Source organism: Caballeronia sp. LZ029 (genome assembly GCF_031451275.1).
In the GTDB taxonomy this organism is placed as follows: domain Bacteria; phylum Pseudomonadota; class Gammaproteobacteria; order Burkholderiales; family Burkholderiaceae; genus Caballeronia; species Caballeronia jiangsuensis.
Genome location: NZ_JARUXO010000002.1, coordinates 996,086 through 1,012,914, shown reverse-complemented (window position 1 = coordinate 1,012,914; position 16,829 = coordinate 996,086). Strand labels below are relative to the sequence as shown.

At 62.8% G+C, this 16,829-nt stretch carries 14 protein-coding genes; 5 read left to right on the top strand and 9 right to left on the bottom strand.

The window, feature by feature from the left end; all coding sequences use genetic code 11:
- The 4 genes from QCE73_RS19405 to sauS form a co-directional block, all read right to left on the bottom strand.
- Nucleotides 1-150, bottom strand: a 150-nt coding sequence (locus QCE73_RS19405; RefSeq protein ID WP_309883163.1) for a type VI secretion system baseplate subunit TssF, incomplete at its 3' end; no start/stop codon positions are given.
- Between the two features lie 483 nt (nt 151-633).
- Complete coding sequence (locus QCE73_RS19400) at nt 634-1,974, bottom strand: MFS transporter (RefSeq protein WP_309883114.1); 1,341 nt, start codon at nt 1,972-1,974, stop codon at nt 634-636.
- A gap of 61 nt (nt 1,975-2,035) precedes the next feature.
- Nucleotides 2,036-3,670, bottom strand: coding sequence for an AMP-binding protein (locus tag QCE73_RS19395; RefSeq protein WP_309883112.1), 1,635 nt, complete (start codon nt 3,668-3,670; stop codon nt 2,036-2,038).
- Nucleotides 3,667-5,130 (bottom strand): acylating sulfoacetaldehyde dehydrogenase, encoded by a 1,464-nt coding sequence (sauS, locus tag QCE73_RS19390; protein WP_309883111.1) that lies wholly within the window; start codon nt 5,128-5,130, stop codon nt 3,667-3,669. The genes QCE73_RS19395 and sauS overlap by 4 nt, the downstream gene beginning before the upstream one ends.
- Nucleotides 5,131-5,341: 211 nt before the next feature.
- On the opposite strand from sauS, the gene QCE73_RS19385 reads away from it, so the two are divergent.
- Entirely contained in the window at nt 5,342-6,103 is a 762-nt protein-coding gene (locus QCE73_RS19385; RefSeq protein WP_035500235.1) for an IclR family transcriptional regulator, read from the top strand.
- Nucleotides 6,104-6,146: 43 nt separating this feature from the next.
- Here the strand turns inward: QCE73_RS19385 and QCE73_RS19380 are convergent, their stop codons facing one another.
- The 3 genes from QCE73_RS19380 to QCE73_RS19370 form a co-directional block, all read right to left on the bottom strand.
- Nucleotides 6,147-7,586: an amino acid permease gene (locus QCE73_RS19380; RefSeq protein WP_035500237.1), complete on the bottom strand. Its 1,440-nt coding sequence runs from the start codon at nt 7,584-7,586 to the stop codon at nt 6,147-6,149.
- Between the two features lie 104 nt (nt 7,587-7,690).
- Nucleotides 7,691-8,080: a nuclear transport factor 2 family protein gene (locus QCE73_RS19375; RefSeq protein WP_035500240.1), complete on the bottom strand. Its 390-nt coding sequence runs from the start codon at nt 8,078-8,080 to the stop codon at nt 7,691-7,693.
- A 40-nt stretch (nt 8,081-8,120) separates the two neighbouring features.
- The gene (locus QCE73_RS19370; RefSeq protein ID WP_309883109.1) at nt 8,121-9,554 is read right to left on the bottom strand and encodes an FAD-binding oxidoreductase; all 1,434 of its coding nucleotides are present in this window, start codon (nt 9,552-9,554) and stop codon (nt 8,121-8,123) included.
- A gap of 243 nt (nt 9,555-9,797) precedes the next feature.
- Between QCE73_RS19370 and QCE73_RS19365 the strand changes: the two genes are divergently transcribed.
- Genes QCE73_RS19365 through QCE73_RS19350 form a run of 4 tightly spaced genes read left to right on the top strand, consistent with a single transcriptional unit; the run spans nt 9,798 to nt 14,013 of the window.
- Complete coding sequence (locus QCE73_RS19365; RefSeq protein ID WP_035500245.1) at nt 9,798-10,007, top strand: DUF3311 domain-containing protein; 210 nt, start codon at nt 9,798-9,800, stop codon at nt 10,005-10,007.
- A gap of 12 nt (nt 10,008-10,019) precedes the next feature.
- On the top strand, nt 10,020-11,423 hold the full coding sequence (locus QCE73_RS19360; protein ID WP_309883106.1) for a sodium:solute symporter family protein: 1,404 nt from the start codon (nt 10,020-10,022) through the stop codon (nt 11,421-11,423).
- Nucleotides 11,420-13,072, top strand: coding sequence for an amidohydrolase (locus QCE73_RS19355; RefSeq protein ID WP_309883104.1), 1,653 nt, complete (start codon nt 11,420-11,422; stop codon nt 13,070-13,072). Before QCE73_RS19360 ends, QCE73_RS19355 begins: the two co-directional genes overlap by 4 nt.
- Complete coding sequence (locus QCE73_RS19350) at nt 13,069-14,013, top strand: GTP-binding protein (protein ID WP_309883103.1); 945 nt, start codon at nt 13,069-13,071, stop codon at nt 14,011-14,013. Before QCE73_RS19355 ends, QCE73_RS19350 begins: the two co-directional genes overlap by 4 nt.
- On the opposite strand, the gene QCE73_RS19345 is transcribed toward QCE73_RS19350, so the two are convergent.
- A complete protein-coding gene (locus QCE73_RS19345) occupies nt 13,960-15,693 on the bottom strand; it encodes a cobaltochelatase CobT-related protein (protein WP_309883101.1) in 1,734 nt (577 codons plus the stop codon). The two genes, QCE73_RS19350 and QCE73_RS19345, sit on opposite strands and share 54 nt — an antisense overlap.
- The gene (locus QCE73_RS19340; protein ID WP_309883099.1) at nt 15,690-16,676 is read right to left on the bottom strand and encodes an AAA family ATPase; all 987 of its coding nucleotides are present in this window, start codon (nt 16,674-16,676) and stop codon (nt 15,690-15,692) included. The genes QCE73_RS19345 and QCE73_RS19340 overlap by 4 nt, the downstream gene beginning before the upstream one ends.
- Nucleotides 16,677-16,829: the final 153 nt, after the last annotated feature.

Genomic DNA, 16,829 nt, shown 5'->3' with positions numbered 1-16,829 from the left:
GAGCAGACGATTGACGTAGGGATCGCCGATGCTTCCCGCGACCATGCCCAGACGCGCCGCGATCTTGGGGTGATCGCGGGCAAACTCCTCGGCCAGCGCCTGGTTAAAGCGCAGTTCGCCGAGGTAAGCGTCGAGCAGGCGCGGGTCCATGCGACTCGCGTCAGGCAAGGCGAGCGAGATGCCACGTACCGGCAGACGCCATGACCTCGGATACCCGTACGGAAAGCGCGAGATCCCGATACATGATTTGCATTCCTAAGCCGCCTAGAAAAATACTAGACCTCAAAAATTACCAGTCTGACCCCAATGCAGATATGGGAATCATCTGAGAATCGATTCGGTCACACCTTGTATTGCTTACGGCATCTGCTCTTGATCATGGTTTGTGGGACAAATGCCGCCGGGCTTGCGTTGACGCCAGCGGTCTCTCGGGAAGTTGGATGCCATCGGCGTGTCCGCCGACACCACTCGCGGCATTACGATCGCCCTCGATATACATGACCGTGTACGCGTCGAATAGGAGCAACGCCGCGTGTATGTAGGTCGCCAAACGGAATCCCGCAAGTCATCGACGTTGCGGGATTTTTTCACTGTCTCACGATAGCGAGAGGAAAAGCTTATCCCCCGCCCACCCTACTCATGCCACTGCCCCGCCCCTCCCGCGAACGCAGGCACGCCCATCTCACCGCGGCTCTGCGCCTCGCGTGCCTCATCGGCTTCGACAGTCTTGCTCGTATCGATGAAAAGCGCCGCGAACGCGCCGACCGCGAGCAACCCCGCCGAAATCGTGAACGGCACGTTATAGCTGCCCGTCTCCTGAATCAGATAGCCGAACGCAACCGGCGACGCCATCCCCGCGAGGCCGAAGCCCGTGTTCATCATGCCGCCCGCCGTGCCTGCATACTTGCCCGCGATATCGAGCGGCAAGGTCCACAACACCGGATTCGTGATCTCAAGGAAGAAGAACGATCCCGTCAGGAACCACACCGCCGCGATCGGGCTCGGCGCATTGACCATCGGGATGAGGAACGCGAGCGAACCGCCCATGCCGACGACCAGAATGCTGCAACGCGCGAGACGCAGCCGTCCCGTCATCTTGAAGATGCGGTCCGACAGCACCCCGCCGAGCGTATCGCCGATTACGCCTGCGAGCAGCGGCAACGCGGTGAAAAGCGCGAGTTGCTTCAGATCGAAGCCCCGCGATTCCTTCAGATACGAAGGCAGCCACGTCAGATACACCCACAGCAGCCAGCCGTAGCAGAAGTCCACCAGCGTCACGAGCCACATGCGATGAATCAGCTTGCGCCACGGCGTCGCGTTCTTTCTCGCACGCGCGCATTCACCCGCGCGATACCCGATTTCAGCGGTCTCCTCGGGCGTCACGCGGCGGTTTTCATCGGGTGAATTGGTGAAGACGAAGAGATACAGCACCGTCCACGCGAGACTCGCGATACCGAGCAGAATGAACGCCTCGCGCCAGCCGCTCGCCGCGACCACCGCGAGCACGAGCGGCGGCGTCACCGCGCCACCGAGCCGCGCGAAGCTATGCGTGATGCCTTGCGCGAAACCGCGTTCGTGCACCGGCATCCAGAACGTGAAGGCGCGCGTCGCGGTCGGGAACGCGCCGCCCTCGCCGATGCCCAGCGCGAGACGCAACAGCACCAGCATGCCGATGCTGCCCGCGAAGCCCGTCGCGAGCGTCGCCGCGCCCCAGATCAGCGAGAGCACGGTCAAGACGAGCTTCGGCCCGAATCGATCGGCGAGCCATCCGCCGACGATCTGCATCACCGCATACGGATAGGCGAACGCGGAAAACACGAGCCCGAGCTGCACGGACGTCAGACCCATCTCCTGCCGGATCAACGGTCCCGCCACGGCGATATTCACCCGGTCGATGTAAGAGATGAAATACATCAGGCACATCACGCCGAGAATGATATGGCGCGTCTTCACGCGCTGACGTTGCTTGTTCACGTTGTCTCCTTCAGTCCATCTGATGTGGAATGTACAGTCGTGCGAATCAATCCGCGTCGTCTTATGCTGCGGTCTGCGGACTCTCAACGAGCTTCAGGCGCTGCACCTTGCCCGACGGGCCGCGCGGCAATGCATCGGTAAAGCGGAATTCACGCGGTGTCTTGTAGCGGCCCAGTTCGCGCAGGCAGTACGCGCGCAGCTCCGCGACATCGAGCGAAGCCGCGCCGCCGCTCGGCACGATGTACGCGACGATGTCCTGCCCATACGCCGCATCGGGCACACCGACCGCGGCCGCTTCGAGCACGCCGGGATGACGCAGCAGCGCTTCGTCGATCTCGCGCGGCGCGATGTTCTCGCCACCCTTGATGATCAGTTCCTTCGCGCGCCCGTTGATATAGAAGAAGCCCGCCTCGTCGCGATAGCCGAGATCGCCGGTGCGCAGCCAGCCGTCCGTGGTGAACGCGTTGCGCGTCTCTTCCGGGCGCTTGTAATAGCCGCTCATCAGTTGCTCGCCGCGCAGCACGAGCTCGCCGGTTTCATTGGACGCGCATTCACGCCCGTCGAGATCGACGATCTTCGCTTCGCCGCCCGATGGCAGACCGATACTGCCGAGTCTCCTCATCGCTTCATCATACGGATTACTGAACATCGGCGCGGCGGTTTCTGTCATGCCCATCGTTTCGATGACGCCGATGCCGAAGCGCTCCTCGAATGCGCGATGATGATCCGCCGGCAGCGCCGCCGATGCGCTGCGGCAGAACTTCAGCGCGGAGAGATCGCAGTCTTGCGCGTCTTCCGCATTCAGCAGATAAGCGACGATGGTCGGCACCACGTTGATCCACGTACATCCTGAATGCGATGCCTCGCTCCAGAACGTGCGCGCGGAAAAGCGCGGCGTCAGCACCGCCGAGCCGCCGTGCCAGAGCGGCGTCAGCAGCGCGACGACCAGTCCGTTGATGTGATACAGCGGCAGCGACACGAGCACGCGATCATCGTCGGTAAGGCGATGCTCCGCGCTGATGTTGCGCATGTTCGCGAGCAGGCTCCGATGGCTCAGCAGCACGCCCTTGGGCGCGCCCGTGGTGCCCGACGTGTACATCAGCAGCGCGGTATCGCCGGGATGCGTCGCGCCCGCGTCGCTCGCGACGATCTGTGTGCCGGGCGTTTCGTCGCGCACCAGCGGAATCGCACGCGATGAAAGCGCGGGTATGTCCGGCAACTCCGTCGACACTGGCGATGTGCGCACCACCGCGATCTCGCGATCCGTGCCTTCGCTGCGCAACGCATCGATCGCCTGGACGATCGTGTCGTGCGTATCGTCCGCGACGAAGATCACGCGCGTATCCGAATGTTCGACGATATAGCTCACCTGCGAAGGCTGGCACAGCAGATTCAGCGGATTGGCGACGAGCCCGCTGTACATGGTCGCGAGCAGCAGGCGCGCGGTCTGGATGCCGTTGCCCATAAAGACGGACACCACATCGCCCGGAAGCAGGCCGGCCGCATTGAAACGTGCTTCGAGTGCGATGCAGTCCTCGCGCAATGCGCCGAACGTCAGCACGTCGTCGTGCGCGGTGGAAAGCAGGAACGGCTTGTCGGGTGCGCTTTGCGCGCGCGCGTCGATCAACGCGCGTAACGTCGGCGCATCGAGCGGCATCCGATCAGACGCAACGATTCGATCCGGCAGCGCGCTCATCGTCCGACCCTCCGGAAGTAATCGCCGAGTAGCGCGTCGACTTCCGGCACGCGCTCCGCTATCTGGTACGCGACGCGCGTGACGTTCAGGTATTGCCGATAGCCGAGATTCGACGAGAAATTATTGCCGCCCCATGTGCCGCAACCCATCGAGAGCGAAAAGGGCAAGCCGTTGTCGAAGTTGCCGCCGGTCGCGAGGCAATGCGCCTGATCGACGATCACGCGCGCCACCGGCAATTGCGTGCCGAGCGTGACCGCGAGCGCATCGTCAGCGCCGTGCACGCCGACCGAATGGCCCGCGCCCATGTAGCCGTAGATGCCGCGCACGATATCGATCGCCGCGTCGACGTCGCGCGCACGATAGACCGTCAGCACGGGCGAAAGCTTCTCGCCGGAGAACGGATGGTCTGCTCCGTAGCCGGTCTCTTCGACCATCAGGAACTTCGGCTCGCGTGCCGCGATATCGTCGAGGCCCGCTTCGCGCGCAATCGCGGTCGCAGAACGCGCGGTGCAGCGCGCCGAGAGCTTGCCGTCGTGCCACATCGCCGCCTGCAATTGCGCCTTCTGCGCGGCGTCGAGCATCACGCCGCCCTGCTTCGTCAGCGCATCGATCATGCGCGCGTAAATGGACTCCTCGATCACGACGCTGTTCTCCGACGAACAGCTCGTCGCGTTGTCGAACGTCTTGGACACGGCGATCTTGCGCGCCGCATCATCGGGATTCGCGTTCGCCGTGACGATCGATGCGACATTGCCCGCGCCCACGCCAAAAGCCGGCGTGCCGCTCGTATAGGCCATGCGCACGTTGGCCTGCGAGCCGGTCGCGACAACGAGGTCGGCGAGGCGCATCAGCGCGGCGGTCGCTGCCTTGCCGATCGGATGCGGCAGCATCTGCACGAGATCGGGATCGAGACCGGCCTTCGCGAACTCCGCATGAATGAAGCCGATGAGCGTCGCGCACGACGAATAGCCCTTCGGCGAAGGCGCGACGATAACCGCGTTGCCGCACTTGAGCGCGTTGATGATCTTGTTCGCGGGCGTCGCCGCCGGATTCGTCGATGGCGTGATCGCCGCCACCACGCCGACCGCGCGTGCGATCTCGACGATGCCGTGTTCCTCGTCGCGCGCGATCACGCCCGTCGTCGCGACACCGTGAAGATCGCGCAGCAGCCCGAGCGTCTTGCGATGGTTCTTGCGGAACTTGTCGTCGGCGTTGCCGAGGCCCGTGTCGCGCACGGCCTGCTCGGCGAGCAGCCGGTTGCGCTGCGGTTCCATGATCGCCCACGCGGCAGCCGCGGCGGCGATGTCGAGGATCTCCTGTCCCGCCTGCTCGAAGCGTCGTTGCGCGTCGCGCGCTCGCGCCACGAGCGCGCCGACGGCACGCTCCACATCGGGTTCCTGTGTGTTCTGCGCGTTCTCGCTGGGACGCGCGAGCGTTGCGCCGCTTGCCATGTGATTCATGCGATAAACCTCGGCTGTTGGAAGATTGGCGATGCTTCCCAATCTAGTCAGCCGCGTTCGTCGCGCGGTCCCGTTTTCTGGACTAACGCATGCAGCGAAATCGCGAGCATCGGAAATTCAACTTTTCGGGACTTTCACGAGTCCCGAAAACCGGTGTTTTCGACGCACAATGAAATAGAAACGCAAACCACGCAGATGGAGACAAGGCAACGTGACGTCGAATCAATCGAATGCCGCCGCCGTGCGCGCGTTCCGCGTGCTCGAAACGCTCGCCGAAGCGAATCGTCCGCTCTCGATGACCGAGCTCGTCGATGCGTTGGGCCTGCCCAAGCAGACCGTGCATCGCATCCTCGTGCAACTGATGGACGCATGGCTCGTGACGCGCGGCGCGAGCGACAAGCTCTACGAGTGCTCGGCGCGCGTGCGCACGCTCGCCATCAACGTGCTGATGCACGCCGGCCCCGCTGCGGCGCGTCATGCGCTCCTGGAACAGCTCGTCGCACGTGTCGGTGAAACCTGCAATCTGACGATGCTCGCGGGTAACGACGTCGTCTATGTCGATCGCGTGGAAACCGGCTGGCCGCTGCGCATGCACTTGCAGCCGGGATCGCATGTGCCGCTGCATTGCTCGGCAAGCGGCAAGCTGCTGCTGAGTTTTCTGCCGAAGGAACGGCGCGAGCGCATGATCGAGCGCCTGCCGCTACGCTCGTATTCGGAGCGCACGATCACCGATCGCGATGCGTTGCGGCGCGAACTCGCATTGACGCGCCGCCGCATGCTCGCCATCAACAATCAGGAGCATTTGCAGGGACTCGTTGCGATAGCGGTGCCGGTGATGCTCGATCGCAATCGCGCGTGCGCCGCGATCGCGATTCAGGCGCCGGTGGGACGCGTCGCGCTCGATCAACTGCTCGCATTCGAGCCCGATCTGCGCCGCGCCGCCGAGGAAACCGCCAAGACCTTCAGGGAATGAAAAGCCGGTTTGCAATGCAGCAAACCGGCCGCCGTTTCAGTGCTTATCGTTCGACGGTTTGCAGATGCCGGGTCGAATGCGCATCGTCTTCGATCTCGGTTTCCTTGCGGCCGCGCTTGAACACCATATACGCGACGATCAGAATGCCCAGGCTCGCGACGCCCAGCCACAACGGCTTGCGCTGATCGGGGATGAAAGCCATCGCGACGAGAATCGCGGTCATCCCGAAGATCGCGAGCCACGTGAGATAGGGAAATCCCCACATGCGCACGCGCAGGTCGTTCGCTTCGAAGCTCGTCATACGGGCGCGTAAACGAAGTTGCGAGAACGCGATCAGCAGGTACACGAAGATCGCCACCGTGCCATACGAATTGACGAGGAACGCGAACACCGTATCCGGCGAGATATACGACATCACCACGGACACGTAGCCGAACACCGTGCCGAGCAGGATCGCGCGCACCGGCACGCCGCGCTTGTTGACCTTCGCGAGGCCGAGCGGCGCATCGCCATGACGCGTCAACGCGAACAGCATCCGCGACGCGGCGTACAGGCCCGAATTGAGCGCGGACAATACGGCGGTGAGGACGATCGCGTTCATCACGTTGGCCGCGGCGGGCATACCCATCACTTCGAGCGCGCTCACGTAGGGCGTCGCCATCTGATGCGAATTCCACGGCACCAGCGCGACCACGAGCGCCACCGATCCGACATAGAACACGAGCACGCGCGTGATGACCGAATTCGTGGCCTTTGCGACCGCCTTCGCGGGCTCCTTCGCTTCGGCCGCCGCGATCGTGACGATCTCCGCGCCGAAATAGAAGCCTGTCGCGGCGACCGCGCCCGTCATCACCGGTCCGATGCCCTTGGGCATGAACCCGCCGTGGCCGAGGAAGGTCGTGGCAACGTCGGTCGTGTGCATCGCGGCGGGCCAGAAACCGCATACGTACAAGCCGCCGAGGAACAGGAACACGATGATCGCGCCGACCTTGATCGACGAGAACCAGAACTCGAATTCGCCGTAACTGCCCACTGAAATGAGGTTGGTCAGCGTGAGCACGACGAGCAGCACGAGGCTGATGATCCACGCAGGCACATCGGGTATCCAGAACTGCACGAGCTTCGCGCCCGCGACCGCTTCCAGCGCGATCACGATGACCCAGAAGTACCAGTACATCCAGCCCGTCAGAAAGCCGGCGAGACGGCCCGGCCCGCGCTGCGTCCTGAAGGCGAGGCGCGCGTATTCATAGAACGAGCCGACGGTGGGCATCGCGCAGGCCATCTCGCCGAGCATGCGCATGACGAGAACCACGAGGCCGCCCGTAATGAGAAACGAGAGAATCGCGGCGGGTCCGGCCTGCTGGATCACCACACCGCTACCGACGAAAAGTCCGGCGCCTATGACGCCGCCCAGCGCGATCATCGTCATGTGGCGCTGCTTGAGGCCACACTTGAGATCGCCTTGATCCGTGTTCGATTGCATGTCGTCTCCTGCTTTGCTTGTATCGATTCGAGGCTCGCTCGCCGGTTCATTGCCAGCGAGTCGAGTCAGTCATTCAGTCATGCGATGCCGGTCTCCTTCATGCTTCAAAGCGCCGGGCGGTCCTTGCGATACGCGTTCTTCACGGCGATCCTGCCGTCGCTGAAGGTGAACACATCCACCATGCGAGCCTCGACGCGCGAGCCGTCCGCTTTCGTGCCGCGAAACGTCGATTCCGATACGCCGCGCTCGCCGCTCACGAAATGCTCGCCCTCTTTCCACGATGCGTCGGGGAAGGTTTCCCACGCGAGCGCGAAGCCCTTGCGGACCTCGTCGCGGCCCTTGAAGGTGCGTCCGAGCGCATCGGGTCCGGCCACGCCGTGAAAGACGCATTCTTCAGCCATGCAGTTCATCAATGCATCGATGTCGTGGCGATTCCACGCATCGTTGAATGTCTCCAGCAGCCGAATGTAATCCTGATTCGTTTGAGTGCTCATGTCGATATTTTCAGTGCGTTGCGAAAGGGTTCGGCGGGATTCAGCACTTCTCGTCCTGCGCCAGATACTTGTGATAAAGGAATCGTTGACCGACGCGGCGGAACGGCGCGAAGCCTTTCCATCGCACCATGCCCATCACGTTCGGATATTCGAGCGCGGAGTCGTAGATCGGCAGATCGTCGCGGCTGTGCTGCCATTTGCCCGCGACGCGCTCGGCCATGCGCCGCCCCGCGTGTGCGGAGAAAGACACGCCGTTGCCGCCGTATCCGACCGCATAAAAGATGCTTTCCTGCGGATCGGGCTGCGCGACGCGCGGCATCATGTCGTGACTCACATCGACCCAGCCCCACCACGAATAATCGATGCGAATGCCCTTCAGCGAAGGGAACTTGCGATGCAGGCCTTCGATGAGCACATCCATGTGCCGCGGGTTCGCCGCATCCGCGCCCGTGATCGCGCTGCGGCTGCCGATCTGCACGCGATTGTCCGGCAGCAAGCGATAGTAAAAGCGCAGCGTGCGCGTATCGGTGATGACCTCATGCGTGCGGAAGTTGGTCGATGCGATCTCTTCCTGCGTGAGCGGCCGCGTGACGAGCGAGTTCGAAAGAATCGGCATGATCTTCGCGGACAGCGTGCGATGCATGTCGTTGCGCGTATAGCCGCCGGTCGCGAACGCAACCGCCTTCGCGCGAATCACGCCGCGCGGCGTGCGCACGTGATGCACGCCGCGAATCGTCTCTACGTCGACCACGGGCGTGCTCGTATGCACCTTCACGCCGAGCGAGCGCGCCATGCGCATATAACCGAAGGCGAGCTTGAGCGGATGCACGCCGATGCCATCGGGTTCGTGCAGCGCACCACAATTTTCGCGGTCATCGACATACGATTGCGCGACTTCCTTCGCGCTCAGCATGCGCGCGTCGTAGCCGAAGACATCGCGCATCACCTTGCATTCACTGGTCAGAAAATCCATTTTTCGCGCACGATGCGCGATATACAGATGCCCGCCCGGCTGCGGATCGCACGCGAATTCGCCGATCAGCTTCTTGAAGGTGTCGAAGCCTTCGCGGATTTCCGCGTCGAGCTTGAGCGCCGTCTGCTTGCCCCATCGCTCGATCCATTGCGAGCGATAGAGACGGCCGCTCGCGTTCTGCCCCTGCCCGCCATTGCGGCTCGTGCAGCCCCACGCGGTGCGGTTGGCATCGACGACGGTGGCGCGGATGCCATGCTCACGCGCCAGAAAGAGCGCGGTGGAAAGGCCGGTGAATCCCGCGCCGACGATCAGCACATCGACGTCGGCATCGCCGGGCAAGGGTCCGTCGTCTTCGGGCGGCTCGCCGGCGGTCGCGACCCAGTAGGTCGGCGCATAGTCCATCGCCTGACGGCCGATGGGCGAGACGAGCGGGTCGTAGAGCGGATCGTATGGGGCGCACGCGCCTCGAAGGGCCGGCGCAACGTAATCGAGAGTAGCCACCGATAACTCCTTGGAAAGTACCCTCATACTGCACCGAACTTCCCGCTCCGCTTAGAGCCACGCCAGAATCATCGTTAGTGCCAGGACGCGCTCCAGACGGGCGAGGCCGCGCGGCGCTGGCCCCAGCGATTGGTCCTTTCTGGTACTACGACCGGCCATTTTTGTCTGGTCATACTGGACCGAATCTTCTTTCTCTCGCGCATCGAATGCCTCGCGCGGGCAAATGATCATACGGAGTGGTCCATGCTCAAGTTCCTGATCGGAATCGGTTTGCCGTTTGTCGGGGTCATCGGCCTGTTGCCGTGGGCTGCGTCGAACGATTTCTACGTGCTCGGCGTTCCGTTTATTTATGCATGGATTTTCGGCTGGTTCGTGCTGACGTCGGTCTGTCTCCAGCTTTGCTGGGTTTTGTTCGACAAAAAAACGGAACAGCGCGAAGCGCACGGCGCATAAGGAGAAATCGGCATGGCTTCAACGGTATTTCTGGGCTTCATCGCGCTGTCGTTGTGGCTCGCGCTGCGTGCGGGCAAGGGGCGCGGCTCGCAGAGCGTGCACGACTTCTTTGTCGCGTCGCGTCAGTTCGGCGCTTGGCTCGTGTTCTTTCTCGCGGCGGGCGAGATCTACAGCATCGGCACGATGGTCGGCTTTCCGGGCGGCATCTATGCGAAGGGCCCGACCTATGGCGTCTGGTTTCTCGGCTATATCCTGCTGGCCTATCCGATCGGCTATTTCGTCGGTCCGAAAATCTGGGAAGCGGGCAAGCGCTATAACGCGATCACGCTGCCCGATCTGTTCAAGGGGCATTTCGGTAGCCGCGCGCTCGAACTGATCGTTGCGATTTCCGCGCTGATCTTTCTGCTGCCGTGGGGCCAGTTGCAGTTCACCGGTCTCGTCGCCGCGCTCAAGGGTCTCGGCTGGAACCTGAACCCGGTGCTCCTCATCATGATCTCCGCGCTGCTCGCGTTCGCGTATATCGCGATAGCAGGTGTGCGGGCATCGGCGTATATCGCCATTCTGAAAGACATCCTGATGGTCGCGGCCATCGTCATCACGGGCATTGCGGTTGCGTGGGAAGCGGGCGTCGAGCCGGTGTTCAGGGCCGCGAGCCAGCACGTATCGAACGCGATGTCCGCGCATCAACTCACGTTCTCGATGAGCACGATGCTGTTCCAGTCGCTCGGCTTCTACGTGATGCCCTTTGCGATCCAGAACTTCTTCACCGCGAAAAGCGCGAACACGATTCGCCGCTCGCAAGTGGTGATGCCGCTCTACATGCTGATGTACCCGTTCCTCGTGGTCGCGTCGTACTACGCGATCGCGCAGAACGTGCCGCTCGCCTCGCCCAACGAGGCGTTCTTCACCGCTGTCGTGCATCTGTTGCCGCCGTGGCTCGTGGGCCTGGTCGCGGCGGGCGCGTCGCTGTCGGGTCTGCTCGTGCTCGCGGGCATCTGTCTCGCAATCGGGCCGGTGGTCACGCGCAATCTGCTGCCGAACATGCCGGAGACGCGTCAGAAGGCCAGCGCCAAAGTGGTGATCGGCGTCTATCTGCTGCTTTCCATCGGCATGACGCTCGCGACGCCGAACCTCATGCTCACGCTCATCAACATGACGTATTACGGCGTCACGCAGTATTTCCCCGGCGTGATCGCGATCGTGCTCGGGCTGCGCGTGAGTGCGCGCGCGATCGCATCGGGACTGCTCGTGGGCCAGTTGCTCGCGGTCGTCCTGTACGTGTTCCATGTCGATATCGCCGGAATCAATATCGGCCTCATCTGTCTCGCGGTGAATGTGCTCGTCGTGTTTCTCGCCAATCCGAGCGCGGGACGCAAGCATGTTCACGCTGACCTGATCCACTCGAACGACTCATGAATCGAACCGACGACAACGCAGTAAAAGTACTTGTGGCACGCAAGATTCTGACGATGAATCCGCGTCAGCCGGTCGCGACGCACGTGGCGATTCGCGACGGCAAGATCCTCTCGGTCGGCACGCGCGACGACATGCGCCAATGGACCGATGCCGAACCGGATACGAGCTTCAGCGACAAGGTGCTGATGCCCGGTCTCGTAGAAGGCCATTCGCATCTGATGGAAGGCGCGATGTGGAGCGCGGTCTATGTCGGCTACTACGAGCGTCGCGGACCCGATGGCACGCGCTGGCCCGGCCTGCAATCGCTCGATGCGGTGATCGCGCGATTGCAGGAAGCCGAGCGTCAACTCGACGATGCCGATGCGCCTCTGCTTGCATGGGGCTTCGATCCGATCTTTTTCGGCAGCGAGCGCTTGACGGTGACGCAGCTCGAACGCGTATCGGCGACGCGTCCCATCGCGATCCTGCACGCGAGCGTGCATCTGATGAACGTGAATTCGCCGATGCTCGAACTCGCCGGCATCGATGAAGACACCGACGTCGATGGCATCGTGAAAGACGAGAGCGGTCGGCTCACGGGCGAGTTGCAGGAGTTCGCGGCGATGTTCCCGGTGTATCGCGTGATCGGTGCGAGGCTGTCGCTATCGGCGAGCGACAACCCCGACGCGATCCGCGCTTTCGGCAAGGTCGCGCAACTCGCCGGCGTGACGACGGCCACCGATCTGCTCAACGACCTCTCCGACAAGGGTATGCGCAATCTCGTCGAAGTCACGCGCGACGCGCGCTTTCCGATTCGTCTCGTGCCCGCATTCGGGCCGCAACGCAACCCCGAAGGCGGACCGGATCGCGTGCTGGAAGCCGTGAAGCTCAACTCGGACAAGCTGCGTTTCGGGCCGGTGAAATTCATCGTCGATGGCTCGATCCAGGGCTTTACCGCACGCCTGCGCTGGCCCGGTTACGTGAACGGACGGCCCAATGGTTTATGGCTGATTCCGCCGGAGCAGTTCGTCGAAACGTTCCTGCCGTTCCATCTGGCAGGCTTGCAACTGCACATCCACACGAATGGCGATGAAGCCACCGAACTCGTGCTGGATGCAATCGAAACGATTCTGAACCGGCATCCGAGATCGGATCATCGGCACACGTTGCAGCATTGTCAGATGGCCGACAGACGACAACTCGAACGCGCCGCCCGCCTCGGCATGTGCGTGAACTTCTTCTCGAATCACATCTACTATTGGGGCGACGCGCACTATACGCAAACGATGGGCGCCGACCGCGCGAACCGCATGGACGCGGCAGGCACGGCGAGCGAACTCGGCATCACGTTCGGTCTGCATTCGGATGCGCCGATCACGCAGCTCAATCCGCTTTTCACCGCGTGGTGCGCGGTGCAACGTCAGACCGCATCGGGACGCGTGCTGGGCGAAGCGGAGCGCCTGAGCGTCGCCGATGCGCTGCGCGCGATCACGCTCGGTGCGGCCTTCACGATCGGCATGGACGATGTCATCGGCAGTATAGAGATCGGCAAGTTCGCGGATTTCGCCGTGCTCGATGAAGATCCGAGCGAGGTGCCGGCGGAGCGCCTGGGCCAAGTGCGCGTGTGGGGCACCATTCTCGGCGGCCGCGCACATCAGGCGCCTGCATGATGACGCCGATTCCTCTTGCCGTCATCGGCGGCTATCTCGGCGCGGGCAAGACCACGATGATCAACGCGCTGCTGACCAACACCGATGGCCGGCGCATCACCGTGCTCGTCAACGATTTCGGTTCGGTCAATATCGATGCGGCGCTGATTCGCGAGCGTAGCGACGATGTGATCGGGCTGGAAAACGGCTGCGTGTGTTGCTCTATCGGCGGCAAGCTGATGGAGACGCTGATCGACATCAGCGCGCGCGACGTGCGCCCCGATCTGCTCGTGATCGAAGCGAGCGGCGTGTCGGACCCGGTGCGCATCGCGCAGGTCGGCATGCTCGATCGCGCGTTCCGGCTTCAGGGCATCGTGGTCGCGGTGGATGCGGAGCGCATCGAAGAGACGCTCGCCGATGCGTATATCGGCGATATCGCGCGGCGGCAGATCGAAGGCGCGAGTTCCATCGTGCTGACCAAGACCGATCTGACTTCCGCCGACGATCTATGCGCCGTGCGTGCGCGCTTGATGGAGATCGCGCATACGCGCATCCTGTTCGAAGCGGATCACGGCAAGGTGCCGAACACGCTCTTCTTCAGCGATGAAGCGTCATTGCGCGAACGCATCGCACCGCGTGCATTCACGCCTTCGAATCATCTTCCCGCCGATCTGCGCAGCGTCACGTTTCGCTCGGATGAGCGCTTCGACCGCCGGCAACTCAAGGCCGCATGCGCGTCGTTCAGCGATCGGCTCTTGCGCGCCAAAGGCTTTGCGCGGCTTCAGGATGGCACCTGTGCGGAGATTCATGTCGTCGGCAAACGCTGGCATATCACGCGATGCGCTGACGTCGAAGAGACGCGTATCGTGTTTATCGGTCTCTTCGAACCCGACGACATTCATCGCGCGCTAAGTGCTGTGTCTGCGCCGCGCACCGAGCCATGCAGCGAGCTTCGCGAATAAGGTCATATCCGGCGGCACGGACAGATCGACCGCGAAGTGATGCCGATAATACGGGCTGAGATCGAGCCCGACGCCGAGCCCGAGCACTTCGACTGTGCGCGCATCTTCGTGCTGAGCGACGACTTCGCGCAAATGCTGATCGAGATAGTTCGGATCGTTGGCCTGCGCGGTTGCGCCGTCCATCGGGCTGCCATCCGATATCACCACGACGATGCGCCGCGCTTCGCCACGCGCGACGAGCCGCGAACACGCCCATTCCACCGCTTCCCCGTCGATGCCCTCGCGAAACAGATCGGCCTTGAACAGCGCCGCGATGTCGCCGCGTGCCGCGCGCCAGCTCGCATCGCCTTCCTTGAAGATCATGTTGCACGCTTCGTTGAGCCGGCCCGGATACTTCGGCCTGCCCTTCGCGAGCCAGTCGAGCTTCGCGCGGCCGCCGTTCCATGCGCCGGTCGTGAAGCCGAGTACTTCGGTCGCGACGCCCGCCATGCCGAGCGCGCGCACGAGCACGTCGATCATCACCGCGACAGGCTCGATGCTCGCCTTCATCGAGCCCGAGCAATCGATCAGAAAACTCACCGCGCAATCCGCATGCGGACGTTCGCGCTCGCGTCTGAAGACGCGCCGCTCATTCGGCGATGCCACCACTTGCGCGAGCCGACGCCCGTCGATGCGCCCTTCTTCCTCGCCGAACGACCAGCCGTCGCGACGCGGCACGGTAATCGCCGTTTGCAACATGCGCGCGAGACGCGGCACGTTGATATGCCGCGCGGCGATCAGATCGTCGAGACGCTCGCGATATTCACGCAACAACGCGGCGCGAATCAGCGTAGCCGGGCGAATGGTCTTGTCATAACGCGTGCTGAACACGCGATAGTGCTCGCCCGAAGCCTCACGCGCGCTGCTATCGCCGCTTGCGGCGAGCGCGAGCCGTTCGATGCTGCCTTCTTCATCGTCGATGTCGAACCACGCGCCGAGCATCGTGCGCGCGGCCTCTTGCTTGTCATCGTCGGATGAAGGGTTACTTTCGACGAACGCGTGCTGCACGTCGCGAATCATTTCGCCGATGTTCCGCGCGATGGCGAGCGCATGAACCGCATAAGCGCGCTGATCCGCACGATGCCGCCGCATGCCCGCAAGCGCATGTCCGAGCGATGGCGCGAGCGCCGCACGCGTGGCTTCGATGATGCCCTCGGTCGCTTCGAACACGGCGCGACCGGATAGCCGCGATTCGGCCACCTGCGCGACGGTGTAGATCAACAGGCCGATATCGCTGTCGAGCAAACCCGTCTCATGGCACGCGTGCGACCACGCATCGAAGCGATGCCGCACATTGCGCCTTACGCCTTCCATGCCCGCAGGAACGCACGCTTCGCAGCGCAACTGCTCCAGCATGTCGAAGACCATGCGTTCGACCGGCTCATCAGGCGTCATGTCCCGATGCAGCCCGGCGTCCGAATACGCGATGCGCAACGCGGACGCGTCGGCGGCGCCGCGTGTCGAATCCAGGTCTTCATCGTCCCTGCGTTCGCCGCGCAAATGCGGCGCATGCAACGGCACCGGCCGCAAGTGACGGTACAGCTTGCCGCCGCGATAGTGCAACGCTTCATCGCCCGTCAAAGCGCGCACGGTGGCCGCGCATAACGCATCGCGTCGCGCGAGTTCACGCGGCCCGTTCATTTCGCCGACTCGTCGTGCCACTGCGATAGCGTGTTCAGTTCATCGCCGAACGCGCGTTGAAAATATTCCGCGACGATAGGCCGTTCCGCCTCGTCGCACTTGTTCAGGAACGTGAGACGCAGCGCCAGCTTCACGTCGTGAAAAACCTCGCAGTTCTCGGCCCAGTTGATGACGGTGCGCGGCGACATCAGCGTCGACAGATCGCCCGCCGCGAAGCCGCGCCGCGTGAGTCCGGCCATGCTCACCATCGAATCGACGAGCGCCCGGCCCGCGTCGTCATCCAGATGCGGCACGCGCGCGAGCACGATGCGCGCCTCTTCTTCGCGCGAGAGGTAGTTCAGCGTCGCGACCACGTTCCAGCGGTCGATCTGCGCGTGATTCAACATCTGCGTGCCGTGATACATGCCGTTCAGATTGCCGAGGCCGATCGTATTGGTCGTCGCGAACATGCGAAAAAATCGATGCGGCTGAATCACGCGGTTCTGGTCGAGCAGCGTGAAACTGCCGTCGCGCTCCAGGATGCGCTGAATCACGAACATCACATCGGGGCGGCCGGCGTCGTATTCGTCGAACACGAGCGCGACAGGCCGTTGCAGCGCCCAAGGCACGATGCCCTCCTGAAACTCGGTGACCTGCACGTCGTCACGTACGACGATTGCATCCTTGCCGACGAGATCGAGCCGGCTCACGTGGCCATCCAGATTCACGCGCATGCACGGCCAGTTGAGCCGCGCCGCCACCTGCTCGATATGCGTCGATTTTCCGGTGCCGTGCAAACCCTGCACCATCACGCGCCGGTTGCACGCGAAGCCTGCGAGAATCGCGAGCGTGACCTCGGGATTGAATCGATACGCCTCGTCGATTTCCGGAACGTGCGGATCGCGCGTGCTGAAGGCCGGCACCTGCAGGTCCGTATCGATGCCGAAAAGCGTGCGCACGGACACTTTCCGGTCCGGCTCGTCCAACCATGTGTCGCGCATCATGAGGCTTCGTCTCCCGTGACAGAGGCTCCAGCATATCAACTATCTTTTTTCGGAACAATTCATTTCGTTTATTTTTATCCAAATGGCCTATACGGCGCCGATCGGCACCTCATTTAAAATAATGTCGAACGAATTCACATGGAAACCATGCCG